The organism is Mucilaginibacter pineti (assembly GCF_900101875.1).
Taxonomy (GTDB): Bacteria; Bacteroidota; Bacteroidia; order Sphingobacteriales; family Sphingobacteriaceae; genus Mucilaginibacter; species Mucilaginibacter pineti.
The window spans coordinates 17,785-35,353 of sequence record NZ_FNAI01000027.1 but is presented as its reverse complement, the minus strand read 5'-3'; the positions used below and the strand labels follow the sequence as shown (position 1 = coordinate 35,353).

Below are 17,569 nucleotides of genomic sequence, written 5' to 3'. Positions count from 1 at the left end.
TGGGAAGGCATTCCTAAGAATAATACGTTTGACATATCCATAAAGACGAACGACACAGGAAAATACTTTAAACTATTTTGAAATAGTTCGAGAGATGCGGTTCTTTTGACCTTTATAAAATTGCTGGTTTTGATTATCCTAATGAGCCCACTGTCGATTATTATAATTTACCACATTCAATTATTATATTCTAAATACTCGTGCAACTCGTGAGGAATGCCTCACCGGTGAAGGTAATCGTGTTTTATCAGTGGGGGGTTTTCCGGCAGTCATGAAAATGAATTTATAGGAAACTCAGCCACCGCAAATCGGATCGAAATGGGGTATTGCATCTTGGCCGTGTAATTAACAAAATTGTCGAGCATATTGCTGCTGCAGATTCGCTTGGTCTGTTAAATCAATTGATACAGGCATTACGGAAGGTGCAAACAATATGCTTTTTATTCCCGCCGTAAGCTCTCGACCGGATTCGCCAGCGCGGCCTTGATGGTCTGAAAACTAACGGTGACCAATGCAATGGCAAGAACGGCTACAGTCGCGAGCAGGAATAGCCAGACGCTGATACCGATCCTATATGGATAAGCCTGCAACCAGTGGTGTACGGCCCACCACCCTACCGGCATTGATATCACAGCAGACAGGAAGACCAGCATGGCAAAATCGGTGGAAAGCTTTCGGACAATGCCAGCAACGCTGGCACCGAGCACCTTTCGGATGCCGATCTCTTTTTTCCGGTTCTCGGCAGATAATGTGGCCAAACCGAAAAGGCCGATGCAGGATATGAAGATGGTAAGTGCAGCGCCAAAGGTGACGATCTGCTTCCATTTTGCCTCTTTTTCATATTGACCGGCAAGTTCATCGTCCTTAAATTTATATTGGTATGGGATATAAGGAAAGTCATCTTTAAATTCCTTTTGTATACGCTCCAAAGCCGCTGGTTTATTTTGTGGACCTATTTTCACAAAAATGTTCCCCCAGGGATAATCAGGTTTCATGCTGTACAATACCGGGGACAGTTTCTCTGTAAGTGACAGGTAATGGTAATCCCTGACCACGCCGACCACGGTGTACTTTCTTTGATCATGAAAAAAATCCACTGTTTGTCCTATCGGATCCTTCCAACCCGCTTGCTTAACGAACTCCTCGCTCACCAGCACTGAATTGGCACTGTCGGCCGGTGCCGCTTTTGAAAAATTCCGCCCTTTTAAGATAGGAACCTGGAATAGTGGTAAATAATCTTCATCAACTTTTTGTACATCATAAGCGAACACCCGCGAACCGTTTATATAGCCTTCTGTTCCCCAGCGTCCGCCCTGATCGGCAGTAACGCCCTGGATATTGAAGGCTTCTGCTAATTGGGTTTTGAACAAAGTGAATTTCTCCTTGCTGATGTTAAAAACGCGTATGGATACAACATCCTTAGGATTATATCCCAGGTTAAAATGCATTAGGTAATTGAACTGGGCATAAATGGTCACGGTAACGATGATCAGGAAAGTAGCCAGCGTAAACTGCAGGATCACCAGCCCTTTCGCCAAATAGTTCTTACCGGCGTAGGCGGTCCGGTTATACAGCGTTTGAACCGGCTTAAAGCCGGACAGAACTAATGCGGGATAAAAACCGGCCAGCAATCCGGTTAAAAGAAACAACCCGGTATAAGTGGCAACCAATTCCCAGCTGAACAAGTAAGACAGGGCAAGTGCCTTATTGGTTAAGGCATTAAAAAACGGCAGCACCAGCTGCGCCATAATTATGGCCAATAGAAAGGCTGCAAAGCAAAGGATGAACGACTCACCCAAAAACTGAAAGATCAGATGCACACGCAGCCCTCCGACCACCTTACGTATGCCAATCTCTTTCGCCCGCCTGAGGGAACGGGCAACGGTAAGATTCACGAAATTGATACAAGCGATGGCAAGCGTAAAGAGGGCGATCCCCGTAAGGATATAGGAATAGGTCGGATTACTGGCATCTGACAGGCCATTGTCGGCCGGATAATCGGTACTGGTATGCATACCCAGGAAAGGTTGCAGGGCATAGCTCATTTTATCCTTATTACCCGTTGTTTTAAGTTCGCTCTGGGCATCGCTTAGATATAACCGATTGAGTTTTGCGTTCAGGTGACCTATGTTTGTGCCCGGCTTAATCACAAAAAAAGTATTTTGAAAGAAGTTAAGCCAACCATCCCTTACTGCCCGCGATTCCTGCGGTACTAACATATTGATCTTTATAGAAGAGTTTTCTGGCGATTCCTTGGTAACCGCGGTGACCGTGAATGGCTGAAATACGTTGTGCATCTTGAGTTCGAGCGTTTTACCCACCGGATCTCCGGGGCCAAAATATTTTTCTGCTGTTTCCTCTGAAAGGACAATAGCATGGGGATCGCTCAACACATGCTGCCTCTGTCCGTACTTTAAAGGAAAAGTGAAAACGGAAAAGAAATTATTGTCGACGAAAAGTGCTGACTGGTCAAATACTTCGTTATCCCGTTTCACTGTAAACGCAGTACCGTAGATCCTGGTATAGTCCTGTATCTCCGGTAACTGCGCTGCAAATGCAGGGCCCTGAACGTCGCCTGTGCCTGAAAACCTGTGGATCTGCCCGTCAGGACTGCTTGCATTGACGACGAGCCTGTAAATTTGAGTGGCATTTACATGGAACCTGTCATAACTCACCTCATCCATGGCATACAGCAGGATGAGCATGCACGAGGCGAGCGCGACGCTCAAGCCGGCGATATTAATGACCGCATAGCTTTTATTGCGCCAAAGATTCCGGAATGCGGTGACAAAATAATTTCTGATCATATGCTTTGAATCTGTTATGAAGAATGGCAATTTAATAATTCCTTGCTGCCGCTAAACTACAGGTAAGGTTGGGGCGCAGCGTCCCAACTTATTTATTGGCACCTTTTTTTGAGCGAAATTAACATGCCGAAAGCGGACGATAGACCGTTCGCTTTCGGTACAGCGCATGCGCCGGTTATCCCGTAAGCAGTTGATTACAAAAGAAATGCTACATTGGAATAAGTTTTGATGACGTAAATAATATTGGACAGCCATTTTTTTTATATCAAGCTATATGACCTGGTCTCGCTGGCAACACTGTTCACCGGGATGACCATTGCCTTGCTTTTGGGATTTGCTAAAAGTCCTGCAAGGGCCGCAAACTTGTTCCTAAGTCTAGCCTTAGCAGCAATAGTCCTGAAATCAGGTGGTCTGACATCGTTGTTTTTACCAGCGCTGGGGCCGCTATTGTATTTGTATGTACGCAGACTCACCTGTACGGACAAGCCGTTCCTTCAGAGAGATCTGCTTCACTTTTGTCTCCTGCCTGGCGGATACTGGCTGCCGGCCTGGCTGGTCTTGATTTCCGTTATCATTTATTTATACCTATCACATCGGTTGATCAACGATTTTTACGACCGGCTGCAACCTGTATTGATGGACCGTCCGCGTTTTGCTTTCCGCCGGTTAAAGTGGGCATTGGTTTTGCTGGGCGCCCTTTGCGTGTTGTCGTGCTTTAACGCTTACTTTCTTTTCGCTATCACTTTTGTTCTCATGCTGGAAGGCGCTGGGAGATTGCTAAAACCGGATGGGGCCATCCAACTTACCCTACCGAATAATGAAACGAACGATGCGAGGGAAAAAGGCCGCAGGCTTAAAGAAGCTGTTGCGGCGGGGCGTTTTTATACGGACGCCGAGCTAACGCTGGCAACCCTTTCGGTCAAACTGGGCATTCATCCGCAGGAATTGTCAAGAGCCATGAACCTCGGTTTAAAAAAGAATTTCAGCGATTTTGTCAATGAATTCAGGGTCCGTGAAGTTTCCCGGAAAATGCGTGACCCAGCCTATGCTCATTTGACCATCTTGGGCATCGCTTACGAATCAGGCTTTAATTCCAAAACAACCTTTAACCGTGTTTTCCGGGAGCTCACCGGCAAAACACCGTTGGAATATAAAAAAGAAGTACCAATAAATAAATTGGCACCCCATGCGGTTCTGCGGCCGGTATTATTGCGTCAGGAAACACCAAAACGCAAATTTATGTTCAGGAATTATTTAAAGATCGCCTACCGCCAGCTGCTCCGGCAAAAAATGTATGCCACCGTAAAGATCGGGGGCTTTGCTATGGGCATCGCTGCCTGTTTACTTATCGGCTTGTATATCCATAACGAGTTGACCTTTGACCGGTTCTACCCGGGCGCCGACCGGATCTTTCGCGTGGTAGGCGACGGCGAGATGAGCCGCGGCCTGGCCTGGCCGGCACCTATGTCAAAAGCGATACAACAAGACTTTCCGGAAGTTGAATTTGCGGGGCGAATGCGGCTGGTCAACTCCTACCTGGGCCATGCCGAGCTGCGCCCTGCGGAAGCGTCGCAAAATACTTACGAGCAAGGCATCATTTACATTGATCAGTCATTCTTTAGCGCTTTTAAGCTGCCCATGGTCTACGGGGATGGTGCTACCGCTTTAAAAGAGCCACGGAGCCTGGTGATCTCTAAAACGATGGCCGAAAAGCATTACCATGGCCAAAACCCGCTTGGCAGGGTCATGTATATTGATAATGACCGGTCGCATCCCTATCGGATAGGTGGCGTGATGGCCGATATTCCTGCAAATTCCCATCTACATCCCTTTCACTTTTTCATCACGCTCTCCGGGATGGAATTTGGGACCGGCGAGCAAAATAGCTGGCGCTGGTACAACTATGTCCAATATATTAAACTGAAATCAGGTACGAACGTAGCCGCATTTGAAGCAAAGCTCAATGCCGGGCTGCGGAAAAATTACCTGGTGGCGGAAGCACGTAAAGGAGGTGCGCAGGATCCCGCGAAAGAAGCCGCAAAATTCCATGTTTACCTGCAGCCCGTGCCGGATATCAATTTGTATTCAACCGATTTTCCAGATGGGTTAACCAACGGCGATATCCGTTTTGTCTGGCTGTTCGGTGCCATTGCCTTGTTTATCCTGATCATCGCCTGCATCAATTTCATAAACCTTTCAACCGCTAAGTCGGCTAACCGGGCTAAGGAGGTTGGCCTGCGCAAAGTGGTGGGCTCAAACCGCAGTAGCCTGATCGCGCAGTTCCTTACCGAGTCATTGATCTATAGTTTCGTTTCGTTCATCCTGGGTATTCTAATCGCCTGGCTGTTACTGCCTTATTTCAATACGATGGCGGCAAGGTCGCTGGCTATGCCCTGGCTGGAATGGTGGTTTGTACCGGTTATCCTGCTTTCTACACTGGTTATTGGAACGCTTGCCGGATTATATCCTGCCTTTTATCTTTCAGGCTTCAATCCGGGCCAGGTCTTAAAAGGGACGATCAGTGCCGGCAGCAAAAGCCCGGTATTACGTAACGGCTTGGTTGTATTTCAATTTGCAGCCTCTGTTATCCTGATCATCAGTACGGTGGTTATCTATAACCAGATGCATTTTATCCTGAACCGCAAAGCCGGGTTTGATAAAGACCAGGTCATGATCCTTCAGAGCACGAACACGCTGAGCGATCAGCATATCCGGAATTTCAAAACAGAATTGAGTAACCTAAGCGCTGTTAAAAGCGTTTCCATCAGCGATTACCTGCCGGTAAGCGGCACCTCCCGTAACGGAAATGCTTTTTTTAAAGAAGGCCGCGAAAAAATTGACCATCCCGTTTTTGGCCAGATCTGGCAGGTTGACGATACTTACCTTGGGACATTGGGCATCAAGCTGCTTGAAGGCCGTGACTTCTCTTTAGAAATGGCCGATGATACGGCCGGAAGAACCGTGATCATCAATCAAAGCATGGCCAGAAGCCTTGGTTTGCAACATCCGGTCGGCGCGCGGATCAGCGACAACGGCCTGATTACGGTGATTGGCGTCATGCAGGATTTTAATTATGAGTCAGTGCGCAGCGAGATCGGCCCGGTAGCGCTTCACTATGGCCTGAGCAACTCCATGATGACGGTTAAACTCCGCGGTGGCGATGTAAAAAATACTATTGCCAATGTCGCTGCTTTATGGAAAAAATATTCCCCCGATCAACCCATACGTTACACCTTCCTGGATGAAGACTTTGCCAATATGTATGCAGACCTAACCCGTACGGGTAAAATATTTACCAGCTTTGCCGTGCTGGCCATTATTATTGCATGCCTGGGCTTATTTGCGCTTTCGGCTTTCCTGGCCGAACAGCGAAGTAAAGAAATAGGCATCCGAAAGGTGTTAGGCGCCAGCGTACAGGGCATCACCACCTTGTTATCGGTTGATTTTATCAAGCTGGTGCTGCTGGCCATCCTGATCGCCTCACCAATCGCCTGGTGGGCCATGCACAAATGGCTGCGGGATTTTGCCTACAGGGTCGCCATCAGCTGGTGGATGTTCGCTATTGCCGGCCTTGGTGTTATTTTGATCGCTGTAGTCACCGTTAGCTTCCAATCCATTAAAGCCGCAATGGCGAATCCGGTGAAAAGTTTGCGGTCTGAGTAATTTTGTTTGACAGGTGATTCAGGTTGAACTTGTATATCCTTACAACACGGCGTCAACTTGATTTGTACTTAATCATGTTGACGCGCTTTTCTGAGTCAAATAAATTTAAATACTATTCATTTAAATCATTATCGCTATCGGCGTATCTTAAGGATGCAGGATAATGCCAGTTTGGTTGTCAATCAAAGCAGGGGCAGAAAGGATGCTTGCGAGCATAATGTTCAGTTATCCCTTATTGGCAAAAATATATATATTGTCATACACTTGATTACTATCAAATGGGTATATATTGAGACTATAAGCTAATAAAACTTTCACTTGCATAACATATAGAAATTAACCATTTACATGGCTCAAGTATGGTCGATTAAGTAGAGTGAAGCGACGAAAAGTCGAACTTTTTACTGATATACAAGCACTTGTAGTTGCAAAAGCTCAAATCGAAGACTTTGAAATTTAAAATCGATTTTAATATTAGAATGCCAGTTTATAACAATACAAATTTCGAATATGGCAAATTACTTTTTTAATAGAACCGTAGGTATTTCATCGGTAAGCCATTTATAAACTGTTGAATCTTTTCTTGTTTTAAAGTTTTTTATGCAATCAATAAAAACTGCTGAGTATTCAGTTTTTTTAGATAGCGATTTTATTAGATCTGCAAAAAGATGGTCAAACGAAAGTTGCTCCTCAGGAGATTTATTGGGCTTGTTATAAAGCAAAGTCATTAGATTTATATTTCTTTCGCATGTTTCCCATGATTCTCTCCTCTTATTAGCTAGAACATAGTATGTCAAATTATAAACCTCAATTGAAACTTTCACTCTACAGTAATCCCAACTATGTGTTAAAACGGATGTAGATGGGTCAACACCGCCGAATTCATTAAATTCTACTAATTCTGGATCACCATCGTGGCAAGGATCTAAAAGTGCATTTTCTTCTAATGATAAATTTTGAATACTCGTCGCGGGAGAAGTGCCGGCTCTAATTGGAAAAAAATCCCATTTTCCACGGGTTATACCATCTGTGCTTTCTCGCATATGTGCGCTATTAGCAAACCCGCTAGCGTAACGATAGTTTGAAGCTTCGAATTCTAAAAAAGGGTAACCAGTTTGAGCTTGAGAAAAAAGTTGACTCCAAACTGCATTTTCCAAAACAGCATATTTGGAAGTTAGCACTTTTACCGCTGCCGTCTTTGGTCGAAAATGATCGACAGGATTTGAAGATCCATCGTTGATTGATTCATTATACCAGCATTTTTTACCTACGATTGATTCTAGAGTAGTTTTTAGATAAGACCATACCGGAGAAAAATTATTTGTTCGAGCTTGTTGCTGCCAGGTTGTAGGTATTGTAACAGCGCTCATGTCGATGAATCTCATTCTAATTTATTCCTTCGTCGTCCAGGATTTGTTTAAGGAGTTTTTCAATGTGTTGTCTTTGTTGTTTTTCCTCTTCAGGCGGGAGTGGGGCATAATTCTGTTTCGGGTCTTTAAGCTCTTTTTCAAATGCTGCTTGAAATTTTTGGTACAATGGATCTCTATTAAATCGCGAAAAACCTAAATTATCTAATGATGCGTTTAACTGGGTCAATCTATTTTTTTCCTCATCGGTCAAATCGATTTCATTCAATTTCTTGCTTTCTAAGGATCGCCTTTCATCTAACTGCTCTTGAGTTAAAACATCTAGAGTTGTTTGAAGCTTAAAAATTTCTGTCAATATTCCAGCAACACCCATACCTTTTGGATCTTCAAATGGCATACTTCCCTTTACATCACCCGTTATTGGATCAGTTTTGAATATTCGAACTGCTTCTTTTTTAAGACTACCAATGGTCAAAGGATCATGACTAGACATAATCACTTGTGAAGTGTCTAATATTTTATGGTCTTCACTTTCTACATCAAAAACTATCTGATTAATGAATTCCAAATATTTCCACCTCCAATAAGGGTTCAGGTGCGTATCTGGTTCATCAAGTAAAAACAATGTTTCTTCACCCGCTGTAAATCGCATTAAGCCAAGAACAGTCAACAATTGTTGTTCACCCTCACTCAATTCTTTGAACGAAATTTTATCAGCGTATCGCTTTTTGACTCTAATTTTAATCCCTTCCTGAAAGAATAAACGAGATACATTGGCCGTATTTAAAATGTGAAAAAAGTCAAAGCTGGACCAATTCATCGTTTTAACAAACTCTTTTATTTTGTTAAAGTTGGAGAAATACAAATAAACAACCTCAAACCGTTTTTTTTCTTTTTTCCAGAGAGTACTACTGTTATGAATCGTATCCTTAATTGGAGCAATTGCTACATTTTCGTATAAATAATCTATTAAATCTCTCACAATACCCTTGCTTCCCCAAAATATATCGTCCTTAAACGATGAGGATTTTGCCCATTCAGGTTCTTTCATAGGCAATAAGGTGCTTTGCATTTCCTCTATAAAAAGGTTTTCTTTAAGAAAGTTCGTTAGTTTGGGATCATCATCAATAAAAAAGGAAAACAAAGAAAATTGACTGTGAATTAACTCTGCATACTGCAATCGCGGATATTCGGGCAACTCGTTTGTCACGGCATTAACGACCGCTCGAGCGAAACGTTCTTTATGATCTTCAAAATGTTCTTCAAGTCGATTACTGTTTCCTAATCCGGAGTAATAGGCCAAAATATATCTTGGTAGATAACTATCTTTTCCTTTTATAAAATGATCTTGACTTACAGCTTTGTAATTTACAATTGTTCTCCACTTCTTTTTCTCTTCAGGTAAATAATGAATTTGGATATGATTATTTCTACAACTGTAATCCAATTGAAAGCCGTTGGCGAGTTCTAAATCTACTGGTTTCTTAAAATCAAAATCAAGGTACTTAAATATAAGAACCACAGCTTCGATGAAATTTGATTTTCCAGAAGCGTTTTGACCGATAATGACCGAAATTGTTTCTTTCTTATCAAGGCTAATCTCAAAGTTCTGTAGATTTCTGAAACGTTTGATTTTTAAAAACTCGATCTGCATTTATTTAAATTTTAATATTACAGAATTTTTTTGGTTGTTTGAAAATTCCCAAATTACTATCCTACCGGTTTCATTGTCTGCGCAAACGCGTTCCAACTCTTCGTAAAATTGTTCTATCTGCCCCTTTTCATAATATACCGATTGGTGCCATGCATTTTCAACCGTCGATTCATTATTTGGTGAACTAATTAGCAAGTCAACTATAGATTTCTTTTGAGCCATTTGATTTCGAAAGTTTAAACTTTTAGATTTATTTTTCACTAAATTTTTCGACTTAGCATCTAACAGCTTAATCCGTTGAGTTTCCAGGTTTTTTCGAAAATCCTCAAACCATGAGCTATCGTTCTTATAGATGTCTGGCATTTCGCTAATCCGACCTGAAAATGCTAGTTGAAAAATTGAGTTTCTTAGGGTTTCTACTTTATTTGCAGCATCTTCTGATTTTTTAAGAAGTAAATCTGCGGTATTTAAGTTTAATCTTACTTGTCGAATAATTTCTTCTTGCTCTGCTATAATTGGAAAAGGAATTGGTAACAAGTTGGTCTCTGTGATATATAAATGACCCTGCGCAACCCCTTTAGTACTTTCTCTTATGAAGTTTTGCAAGATTGAGGATTGGAGACAATACATTAAGTATTCGCCAGAAATTAACGGTTTTAATAACAGCACACTTCGTACAAGAGCGAATAACTTTTTTTCAGTTACAATCGCTGTTCGTCCTATAGTCGCGCCAACACTGACGACTAAAACATCATTTACTTCCGGATTGCACCGCGTCCGGAGTTTAAGTAAATCTTCTTTAGAGATAAAATCTACGTTCTCATAATCGATATAACCATCTCTAACGTTTCTGGCCGAAAGCAACAGTTCCCCCTCATCGAATCTTGGAGGAGTACTATGTTCACCATCAGTAACTTTGCTGCATATACTACAAACATCAGTAATTATCCAATTTTCAGGTAAAGTGAATCGTAAATCCGTCTTGTTGTAAACACGGAATTTAGCGTTTAAATTCTTTAATTTTAAGATTACATCAGCTTCGGAATAAACATTTGACTCACGCCACTTTGCAGTTAATTCGCCATTTATAGCTCGATCTAAAACGCTTGTCCTTAATTCTTTTAACCGCTTTACTTCTTCTATAGCAGCAATAAATTGATCATTATGCTCGTCCATCTTAGAATCCAAAAATTTTGCTATAAATTCTTGTTCTACTGGATGTGGAATCGGTACTTGTAATTCCTCTAAAAGCTTCAAATTTAAATGAGGAATACTCGAACCCTTAGTGTTTTTATTAAAATAGTGATATTGAGATTTTAGAAAATGAAAAAGAAAATTGCTATTTATAGCAAGTGGAGTGATACAAAGCATAGTAGATCCGACTGCACCGGAAATGCTCTTATTTACCAAACCACTCCTAGAGCCATCGGCAACTATCAAAATATCATTGCTGGTAGAAATTAGGGTTGTTAAATGATCAGCAAATTGTTTAACATTCTTATTTGCTATAGCGTCGATGTCTAAATACGGAACGCTATCAGGGAAAGGGTAGTCAAGCAACTTTAAGGGTTTCCTACCTTTCCTACTAATTATTAAATCTTTTAATGGTAGCGTCTTCCAATTTTTAACCATTATTCAGATAGGTTTAGTTTCAATTTTTGTAAAGCATCAATTTTATCTTGATAATCTTTTATCATCTCATCAATCAGGATATTAGGGTGTGGTAATAACTCCTGAGTAAAAATCTCAACAAATGAAAGATCATAATTTTTTTTAACAATTTCATCAATTGTGAAGCTTTTAAATCTTTCGCTCGTCTCTCTTTTTGATAAACCATTTGGATCTAAACCATATGCTTGTTCGAAATCTGCAAAATGTTCTAAAGCTAGAATATTACTTTTAGTAGTAATTCTCGGAAAATCTTTTCGAAGATCATAAATCCAAGTTTGTTCGGTTTGACGAGATTTTTGTAAAAAAACTACACAAGCTTTAATGCCGTTAGCATATGCTGCAAATACACCATCAGGCAATTTTAAAATCGTGTGCAAATTACAACAAGAATCTTCAGCGTTAATTTCATTTAGATAGAAACTCCACATTTTCTTTGCGGGATCGCTTGATAAGCAACTGTCAGGAAGGACAATTGCTGCACGCCCGCCTGGTTTTAATTTTTCTATAATGTGCTGGACAAAGTTTAGTTGCTTATCTGAAGTCTTAATTGGAAATGCTCGATCTGGAATTTGACTTGCACCTTTAGTTCCAAAAGGTGGATTTGTCAAAACACATGAATAATTAACATTATCGTTGGTTCCATAAATTGTATCGCCCAATTTGATTGAGGCGTTTATGTCGTGTAAAAACATGTTCATTAGAGCTAGTCTGCGCGGTCTTTGTACCAGCTCTTGGCCAAAATAAGTATCATTTTGTACCCGCTTCAAGTCCTTAGATTTTACTTTGGATTGTTTTGTAGTTTCTTTAAACCATTCATTAGCAGCAATCAAAAATCCACCCGTACCAACCGCAACATCTCCTATATTGAAACTTTCATTTTCAAGAGGATTTGGTTTCATGACGTTAACAATTGCCTGAATTAATGGCCTCGGAGTAAAATATTGTCCCGCTCCTTTTTTCCCTTCGTTGGCTACCTTGCCAATCAGTTCTTCAAAGGTTAATCCTACAATATCTCTATCAAAACTTGTCCATTGAATAGAATTAATTTCCTTGATTAATCCCTTTAAAATTTTAGCGTTTTTAACTCTCGAGACTGGTTCTGAAAAAATATCTCCTAAAATGCCATCTTCAGCCTTCAGCTTTTCTAAAATAGATTCAAGTTTAAGTAATAGCGATTCATCTTCGTCCAATGTAATTAAGGATTGCCAATCATACCCTTTGGGGACAGCAACACCTTTCTCTTGAGCCATTTTAAGAAAAAGTAGATATGTGAGTTGTTCAATGTAATCGGAGGCATCAACTCCATCATGTCTCAATTTATTACAAAACCCCCACAATTTACCTGTTAAGTCCATTAAATGCTATTATATTTAGCGCTAAGATAACATGTTTGAGCAATATATTTTATCAGAGACCTAACGTAATTAAGCAGCAAAAAAGGAGATTTTGCTAATGATTTGATTACTAATTCTTCTTGCATTTTACGGCTAAAGTGATGATCCATGGTGTGTTTATAGGTGGAACCCGAAATATCGAGCTTCTGATAATTGCGAGATATACAAATCTGTTAGCTAACACTGATATTCGTCCCCTCCTCAAATGAAGAAACTATATTTACTATTAGTAATGTTAATTATGCAATAGTTTTGATATTTAGATACCCATCGCCTTTCCTTGGTTGTTAGATAATCATAATCCAATAGTTACTCTTATGAAATTAGCTTATTTATACGTCCGTGTAAGCACTGATGAATAAAAAAGAAGGGGCTACTCATTGCCCGAACAATAAAACCGGTTGCTGAAATAATGTGAAACAAACACTATTAATGTTAAGGGGATCTACCGCGAGGATTTCTCTGCAAAAGACTTTAACCGGCCAGAATGGAGGAAGCTAGTGTCCGAACTGAGAAAAAGTAAGGCCAGGGAAGAAAACAACATTCTATTCATCAAATGGCACATGTTCACATAATATCCAGTATGCATACGAAATGCTGGTCCTCCTCAGAAAGATCAATGTGTCAGCACGGATATGGGGAAACAGTGATGATAAAAGGATTACACGAGCCGCTAATACTGGAAACACTTTTCTATGAAGTGTAGAATGTCATTAATACCAAAAGAAAGGTTAGTATTATAAGGGGGCGATTTCAGGTCAATTTTTTTCTTATTGTTTCCTAGTCTGTCCGCTATGCCGCAATAAGCTTACCGAGAGTTTTTCTCAGAGGGAATACACGAAAGTATCAAACCACATCTTATCTAGGTTGCACCGGTGAATACCTATTTTCGTTTCTTCGTCGTGTGGCTCCCAAGCGTGTAATAGCTACTATTTTTGTTTATTTTAATAACCTTTCGAGCATCTGCAATTTGTCCTTGCAGGTGAACAATTCCCACAATTCATCCAACCGCGTTACTTTAAAGTCAACCTCCTGGTTAATTTCATCAATGATCGCCTGTGCAATATTCTCGTCGAATTCCAGCATTAGCATTTCAAAAAACACATCCTTTTTCATGGCAGGCAGCTTTTTAATATTCCCGATCAAATCCTGCTCAAAAAGATGGGTAATGATCTCATCCAGTGATACGCCCAATTCCTTGCTGACATATACAAAACTATCAGGACCACCGCTTGCCGCAGCAACGATCCGCTCCCACAAGGGGGTGTCCTGATGAAATTCAATAGATAAGGGGGAGCCGTTCAACTCACCAACCGTTTTGATCACGCCATGCTTCTCCAGTTTATAGCGAAGCAACTGCAGTTGTAATTTGGAATTTAATAGGGCGTCCTTATTTTTGGTAATGATCTGGCCTACAGTTTTGATCTTTGCACTGCCGGTCAGTGCCCGAAAAGCTTTTTTTAAATGGTCGGCGGTAAACTTCTGCGCCTTTGCTTCCTTTATGCGGCGATCAAAATTCGTTGCGCTCCATACTGCCAGGCAACGGCAAATTTTGGCTTCCGTTTTCTTACGCCAGCCCCGACCGACCTGTTGGTAATATTCTTCAACCGAATTTGGTATCTGTAAATGGGCGACACAATCAATATCAGGTATATTGATTCCCATCCCAAAGGCGGTCGTGGCAAATAAAATATCTAAATGGTTATGCAGAAAATTATAATAGACATCCTCCTTTTCTTCGGCTTCTACCCCAGAGTGGTAGTAATCCGCCCGATAAGTGCCGCTAAATTCTTCCGCGTAGGCTTCACATTTGGGCTGGCTGTAAAGATAAACTATCGTTTTTTGGGGTTTGTATTCTGCAAGGAAATCTGCTAATACACCGCCTTTCTCGTCCTCGTGCTCCACTTCTTTAAAGTGCAGGTCAAGGTTGGTTCGTATGATATCTTTTTTAACGATATTCTCCGGCGAAACCTCAAATTCCGCAGCAATATCATTCCTGGCCAGTTCCGACAAGGTGGCTGTCAGGCAAAGTACGGTCGGCTGGTGCCCTTTGGTTCGCAGAAATTCCAGGAACGAATTGATCTGACCATAATCCGGCCGGAAACTATTACCCCATTGGCTGATACAGTGTGCTTCATCAACAACAATCATAGATATTTTGATACCTGAGGCTAAGAGCGCAGCCCGGAAAAAAGGGTTTTGCAACCGCTCGGGGGAAAGGTAAATCAACTTGTAGCTATTATCGTCCAGATGCCTTAAAATTTCCCGTTGGTCTTCAAAGTTCAGATTGGAATTAAGCGCCAACGCGGGAATGTTCCTGACATTATTTAATTCACCTACCTGTTCGTTCATCAGGGCTATTAAGGGCTGTATTACCAAAGTAACTCCCTCTAAGTCCAGCGCGATCAGCTGATATATTAAGGATTTGCCGCCGCCAGTCGGTATGATGGCCAGCGTATTCTGCTTTCTATACAGCCTGCCCAATACGTCCGATTGATAGTCGTACAAAGACGGAATATCCGTAAAATGACTCTTATATTTATCTAACAGTAAATCCATCACTCGCTATCTACCCATTCATGCAACAACCGGATATCAGATTTGTGCAAGTCGGTAATTTTTGATAAAAACTTATTTACATAACCGAACCTGTATTCGGGATTTAAGGTAATACCATAAGCACCAAACCAGCTTGTAAGTTCGCTGGCGATCACATTCATCAGGTACGCAAAGCGGTCATAGGGATATTGCCAGTTATGCGATACCCGCATCTTCTTTGTCCTTGTCCTGTTCTCCACGGTAATAAACTCGTTATCCCGTTCGTATATAAAATACATCGCCCAAAGATTGGGCTGGGTCATGATGGGGAAGTAAGCGGGAAAATAACGATGCAATATTTCCGAACGGATACCAAAGCCAATGATCCTGTTCATAAACATCCCATCCTCGTCCAAAAAATCCATATGCAAGTCAGCGATAGACGCCAGGTGCGGGTAATCAATTCTTTCCCGTTCGGTTTCTGCGTAATGTTGCGCCGCCTTGATGATACCGTCCACCGTAGTATATATTTCTTCCGCATCCGAATCCCGGTAGTGCATTTTATATTTAGCCAGGTCAGGATCGCGGGTTTTTAACGCTGCGCCAACCGTCCATAGATCCTTAGCAAATTTCTTGTACTTAAAATCTTCAATGTAATCCTCATATTTCAGCATCACGGACGGGCTGAACAGCTCTACGAAAGAGGTATTATACCGGGCTATTTCCGTTTCCCATTCCCTGACGATTTTTGATAGCCTTTCCTTATCCTCCGGCAGATCATCCGTAATGAATAATTGTTTAAAATATTCAAGCGATTTGTTGATGATCTCCGGCGAAACCAGGCTTACATCTTTGTATTTATTTTCCATCAGTTGGATTTTAGGCGTAGGATTTGTAATGGGCACGGTGGCTGGTTTGAGTATCTGCTTGATCAGCTTTTCGAGGTTTTCCTCATAATCCTTGCCATCCCGGAGGTCAAGACAGTTAAAACCCTGCAAGAAATTTGTGGCGCTACTGTGCAGGTCCCCCTGCCTTATGATCGGTATATATTTTTCATTTTTTGTGATGATCTTAAATAGATCGTCGTTGATGATGAGGTACTCATAACCCGCGCCGCCCTCATAGGCATCGGCCTTACGTTTATAATTCGGGGTCAGGATCATCAGGACAATATCAGAGTTCATGATACTACTGAGCATAAAGGATTTAATGTGGCCGCCGAATGGTAAATTATTACGGTCAACAATGGCGGCACCACCGTTAGCATCAATCAGGTCGGCAAGCGTTATCACCCATTTTTTATGATCCTCATTATCCCATGAGTAGGAAATAAAAACTTTGGTTTTATTTTCGGAGGCCATATTTTGCGATAAGATTTATGTTAAAGATATGTACTTATTTCGAAAAGGCTATTTAAATATTCGCTTATATAAGCGGGCAAACTAAATATTCGGAGCCGACTTGGCCGCTTAATCTCCTGCATTTTTTTATTCGGTAAAAATCTTCTTCTAAGAATTTTAATAAGACAAATGAGCGATAATTCGTAGTCCCACGATGCATGATGATATTAACAGCCAACAATAGATAACTATTTATTATCTGGTTTTCATCAAGTCTGTTACAATTATTTGCGAAAGTATCGTTGGCAGGCCTATAACTTTTGCTTTACGGAAACGAATTGCATGCAGTTCTTTTTGAGTTTACTTATTATCCTTTCGTTTTACCATTAGATGTGAATTTTGGTCGTTTTTATAAACCTCATAGTCTCGGATGCCTTTTAGCAAGTAAGACAGTGCTTGAAACCCATATGCCCGAGAATCGAAGCTCGGGTCAGTTTTTCGAAGGTTTAAGCCTAACTGTGAAACGTAAATTCCTGTATCTTCTGGAGTTGACATAAAGTAAGCCTTATCAATTTTCTCAACCGGTACTTTCGGAAACTTAGCTGACGAACTTTCATCTTTACTTTTCGCTTTAGATTTTTTGGTTCCCGCTTTTTCGGAGGATTCAATTATCCTTTTCTCAATAATGGGTTCCTGAACTATATTTTCTATGTAGGTAAATACTTCACATGAGTTTACAAAGGCTGATGGTGTTGTATTAACGCCGATACCCATTACAAATACTCCTTCTTCCCGAATTCTTTTGGCAAGCCCCGTATAGTCACTATCACTTGACACAATGCAAAAGCCATCAATCAATCCCGCGTGCAGAATATCCATCGCATCAATGATCAATGCGCCATCGGTAGAGTTTTTTCCATTCGTGTAACTGAACTTTTGCATCGGTGTAAATGATAAATCGTTCAATAGCGCCTTCCAACTATTCATATGAGTAGTCGTCCAATCACCGTAAATACGTCGAATGGTTACTTTTCCATATTTCGCAACTTCGTCAAGTATATCTTTCAACAATTTAGCCTGCGCATTGTCGCCATCGACCAGAATGGCCATTCTTTCAATTTTTTCCATATTATGC

9 protein-coding genes are annotated in these 17,569 nt (G+C 41.2%); 1 reads left to right on the top strand and 8 read right to left on the bottom strand.

Going from position 1 to position 17,569, the window contains the following annotated elements; translation table 11 throughout:
- Positions 1-440 precede the first annotated feature (440 nt).
- Positions 441-2,807 (bottom strand): ABC transporter permease, encoded by a 2,367-nt coding sequence (locus BLS59_RS30130; protein ID WP_091157504.1) that lies wholly within the window; start codon positions 2,805-2,807, stop codon positions 441-443.
- A gap of 243 nt (positions 2,808-3,050) precedes the next feature.
- Between BLS59_RS30130 and BLS59_RS30125 the strand changes: the two genes are divergently transcribed.
- Positions 3,051-6,470: an ABC transporter permease gene (locus BLS59_RS30125; RefSeq protein ID WP_091157501.1), complete on the top strand. Its 3,420-nt coding sequence runs from the start codon at positions 3,051-3,053 to the stop codon at positions 6,468-6,470.
- Between the two features lie 518 nt (positions 6,471-6,988).
- Here BLS59_RS30125 and BLS59_RS30120 read toward each other — a convergent pair.
- The 7 genes from BLS59_RS30120 to BLS59_RS30090 form a co-directional block, all read right to left on the bottom strand.
- Positions 6,989-7,855, bottom strand: a complete 867-nt coding sequence (locus BLS59_RS30120; RefSeq protein WP_091157498.1) for a hypothetical protein — start codon at positions 7,853-7,855, stop codon at positions 6,989-6,991.
- Between the two features lies 1 nt (position 7,856).
- Positions 7,857-9,491 carry an AAA family ATPase gene (locus BLS59_RS30115; protein ID WP_091157494.1) on the bottom strand — a complete coding sequence of 545 codons (1,635 nt, stop codon included), beginning with the start codon at positions 9,489-9,491 and terminating at the stop codon, positions 7,857-7,859.
- A complete protein-coding gene (locus tag BLS59_RS30110; RefSeq protein ID WP_091157492.1) occupies positions 9,492-11,123 on the bottom strand; it encodes a restriction endonuclease subunit S in 1,632 nt (543 codons plus the stop codon). It abuts the gene before it with no gap.
- Positions 11,123-12,517 (bottom strand): type I restriction-modification system subunit M, encoded by a 1,395-nt coding sequence (locus BLS59_RS30105; protein ID WP_091157490.1) that lies wholly within the window; start codon positions 12,515-12,517, stop codon positions 11,123-11,125. Before BLS59_RS30105 ends, BLS59_RS30110 begins: the two co-directional genes overlap by 1 nt.
- A gap of 978 nt (positions 12,518-13,495) precedes the next feature.
- Complete coding sequence (locus BLS59_RS30100) at positions 13,496-15,115, bottom strand: RecQ family ATP-dependent DNA helicase (RefSeq protein WP_091157488.1); 1,620 nt, start codon at positions 15,113-15,115, stop codon at positions 13,496-13,498.
- Positions 15,115-16,455: a toll/interleukin-1 receptor domain-containing protein gene (locus tag BLS59_RS30095; RefSeq protein WP_091157485.1), complete on the bottom strand. Its 1,341-nt coding sequence runs from the start codon at positions 16,453-16,455 to the stop codon at positions 15,115-15,117. The genes BLS59_RS30100 and BLS59_RS30095 overlap by 1 nt, the downstream gene beginning before the upstream one ends.
- 339 nt (positions 16,456-16,794) lie before the next feature.
- Positions 16,795-17,562, bottom strand: coding sequence for an NYN domain-containing protein (locus tag BLS59_RS30090; protein WP_091157483.1), 768 nt, complete (start codon positions 17,560-17,562; stop codon positions 16,795-16,797).
- Positions 17,563-17,569: the final 7 nt, after the last annotated feature.

Coding starts and splice junctions, on each gene's coding strand:
- BLS59_RS30130 (WP_091157504.1), bottom strand. CDS start 2,807: ATGATCAGAAATTATTTTGTCACCGCATTCCGGAATCTTTGGCGCAAT.
- BLS59_RS30120 (WP_091157498.1), bottom strand. CDS start 7,855: ATGAGATTCATCGACATGAGCGCTGTTACAATACCTACAACCTGGCAG.
- BLS59_RS30115 (WP_091157494.1), bottom strand. CDS start 9,491: ATGCAGATCGAGTTTTTAAAAATCAAACGTTTCAGAAATCTACAGAAC.
- BLS59_RS30110 (WP_091157492.1), bottom strand. CDS start 11,123: ATGGTTAAAAATTGGAAGACGCTACCATTAAAAGATTTAATAATTAGT.
- BLS59_RS30105 (WP_091157490.1), bottom strand. CDS start 12,517: ATGGACTTAACAGGTAAATTGTGGGGGTTTTGTAATAAATTGAGACAT.
- BLS59_RS30100 (WP_091157488.1), bottom strand. CDS start 15,115: ATGGATTTACTGTTAGATAAATATAAGAGTCATTTTACGGATATTCCG.
- BLS59_RS30095 (WP_091157485.1), bottom strand. CDS start 16,455: ATGGCCTCCGAAAATAAAACCAAAGTTTTTATTTCCTACTCATGGGAT.
- BLS59_RS30090 (WP_091157483.1), bottom strand. CDS start 17,562: ATGGAAAAAATTGAAAGAATGGCCATTCTGGTCGATGGCGACAATGCG.